The 2,596-nt window shown below is 58.4% G+C and carries 4 protein-coding genes; 2 read left to right on the top strand and 2 right to left on the bottom strand.

Features of this window, described 5'->3' with window-relative positions; translation table 11 throughout:
- Together QNK41_RS12300 and QNK41_RS12295 are read right to left on the bottom strand one after the other, a co-directional pair.
- A partial coding sequence (locus QNK41_RS12300) for a hypothetical protein (RefSeq protein ID WP_319257281.1) occupies positions 1-251 on the bottom strand: 251 nt, incomplete at its 3' end.
- On the bottom strand, positions 251-1,627 hold the full coding sequence (locus tag QNK41_RS12295; protein ID WP_319257279.1) for a TrpB-like pyridoxal phosphate-dependent enzyme: 1,377 nt from the start codon (positions 1,625-1,627) through the stop codon (positions 251-253). The genes QNK41_RS12300 and QNK41_RS12295, both read right to left, overlap by 1 nt.
- Before the next feature lie 247 nt (positions 1,628-1,874).
- On the opposite strand from QNK41_RS12295, the gene QNK41_RS12290 reads away from it, so the two are divergent.
- Positions 1,875-2,144 (top strand): hypothetical protein, encoded by a 270-nt coding sequence (locus QNK41_RS12290; protein WP_319257277.1) that lies wholly within the window; start codon positions 1,875-1,877, stop codon positions 2,142-2,144.
- On the top strand, positions 2,141-2,596 hold a 456-nt coding region (locus QNK41_RS12285), incomplete at its 3' end, for an alpha/beta fold hydrolase (RefSeq protein ID WP_319257275.1). The genes QNK41_RS12290 and QNK41_RS12285, both read left to right, overlap by 4 nt.

Genomic DNA, 2,596 nt, shown 5'->3' with positions numbered 1-2,596 from the left:
GCCCGTTCCTGGGCCTGGCGGATCAAGTCCACCAGGCTGGTCATTTTCGGCTGGGGACGGCTGCCAGAGAGCGCGTCGAAGGATTCCGGTGACAGGCAGGACTGCATGTGCGCCACTACGTCGAAGCGCTCCCACCAGCAGTCGAACACCTTGAAACAGGGTGTTCTGCCTTCACCGCAGACCTTGCAGTAGCCAAAGGCCACATCGCCGCCCAGCCGGGGGCATCGCCGTTCAAGACCTTCCGGTTCCATCAGGTACTCTTGAGGTCTTGGGGTTTGGGGTAATTGCTGAGAATTTCCGTCGATTTCTCGATCTCGGCATCGTCCAGGCTGTAGTCGAACAGTTCGCCGGATAAGTATTTGTCGTAGGCACCCAGATCCAGCAGGCCGTGTCCGCTGAAGTTGACCACGATGGTTTTCTCTTTGCCCTCTTCTTTGGCGATCCTCGCTTCTTCTACCACCTGAGCCAGGGCATTGGAGGTTTCCGGCGCAGGGATGAACCCTTCGGTCCGCGCCCACAGAATACCGGCCTCGTAAGCGGCCATCTGACCTACCGATTTGGGCGTGAGCAACCCCTCGTTGATCAGCTGGCTGATAGTGGGGGCCATGCCGTGGTAGCGAAGGCCGCCGGCGTGGATCGGCGCCGGCACGAAGTTGTGCCCCAGGCTGTGCATGGGCAGCAGCGGCGTGTAGCCGGCGGTGTCGCCGTGGTCGTATGCGAAAGGCGCCCGGGTCATCGTCGGACATGCCTTGGGTTCCACCGGGTAGATCTCAATCTGCTTGCCGTTCATTTTGTCGAGAACAAAGGGGAAGGCCAGGCCGGCAAAATTGCTGCCGCCGCCGGCGCAGCCGATGATAATATCCGGATAGTCGCCGGCCATTTCGAATTGTTTTTTGGCCTCCAGGCCGATGATGGTCTGGTGGAGCATCACATGGTTGAGCACGCTGCCAAGCGAGTAGCGGGTTTTGCCCGACGTGTCGCTCACCGCCGCTTCAACGGCTTCTGAAATGGCGATACCCAGGCTTCCCGGGGTGTTGGGGTCCCTTTCCAGGGCATCCCGGCCGGCCTTGGTCTCATTGCTTGGGGAAGCGATGCACTTACCGCCCCAGGTTTCCATCATGGCTTTGCGGTAAGGCTTCTGGTCGAAGCTGATACGCACCATGTAGACCTTGCAGGTCAGCCCGTACTGCGCACAGGCGAAGGAGAGCGCGCTGCCCCATTGGCCGGCGCCGGTTTCGGTGGTGATTTTCTCGATGCCGAAAACCTTGTTGTAGTATGCCTGCGGCACGGCCGTGTTGGGCTTATGGCTGCCCGGTGGGCTCAGGGCCTCGTTTTTGTAGTATATTTTCGCCGGTGTACCCAACGCTTTCTCCAGAGCGGTTGCCCGGGTCAAGGGTGCCGGACGCCAGATGGAAAGCACATCCAGAACCGGCTCGGGAATGTCGATCCAGCGATCCGAACTCACCTCCTGCTCAATGAGATTCATGGGGAACACCGGTGCCAGCATATCGGGGCTTATCGGTTGGCCGTCGGGTCCCAGGGGAGGGTTCATCTTGATATCCGCCAGGATATTGTACCATTGTCTGGGAATCTCATCTTTGGACAGGATGAAGCTCTTGGGTTTCATACACGTTCCTCCTTAGATAGTAATAAAAACCCGCCGCCCTTCACGGCAAAAGCGGTTTGGCACAACCGGAAAAGGTGCCGACACCATCACGACCAATGTTCTTACGCTGCAAATCGTGTTTCTGTCAATAGAAATACCAGGGCTATTCCATTTCAAGGGTTTACCGCCAGATGAGAAATTGATATTAACCCTTATTTTCCGGCACGGAACGGTTCAATAAAACCACGATAAAGGGATGGAAAACGCAATGAATCGAAGGGGTTTTATAGTAAACCTGCTGTCAGGCATCCTGGGGTTGGGCGCACTCGCTCTGATAAACGGCTGCATGGCACCACTGATCAGCGCCTCGGCAAGGGATAAACGCGCCGGCGACCCATGGCAGTGCATGAATTGCGGACATCTCACCCGCACCACGCAAGATCTCGCCGGGACGCGCTGCCCCCGCTGTACCCTGCGGATGCTGAAAAAAATAAGCGAGGCGCAGATGGCCGAGGCGCTGAAAAAGCTGGGTGCATGATCGTGCCCTGCCGACCTGAAAAAATGGGAGAGACCCGTTCATCGATTGAATGCGGTAACTTGAACCCGCCCTTCTGGCTGAAGCCGGCCGGCGTCCAGACCGCGCTGGCCAGCGCCGGCATGCGTGCCTGGGGAAAAAACCCAATGGTCGACGCTGCCCGGGAGACCATCCTCACCACCGCTGATGGGGTGCGCCTGTCGGGATCCATGAGCCGGCAACCCCGGCCCCATAGCAAGGGCCTGGTTATTTTGCTGCACGGCTGGGAAGGCAGTTCGGACTCCACCTACATCCGTACCACGGGCCGTTTTCTCTTCAGCCGCGGTTTCGATGTATTCCGCCTGAACCTGCGGGACCACGGCCGCAGTCACCACCTGAACACCGGAATTTTCTACGCGGTGCTACTTGACGAAGTGTTCGATGCCGTCCGCCAGATCAGCCAGGCAGAACATGGA

The sequence above is a fragment of the Desulfosarcina sp. genome, from assembly GCF_033791525.1.
Taxonomy (GTDB): Bacteria; Desulfobacterota; Desulfobacteria; order Desulfobacterales; family Desulfosarcinaceae; genus Desulfosarcina.
This window is presented reverse-complemented; position numbering and strand designations above follow the sequence as displayed.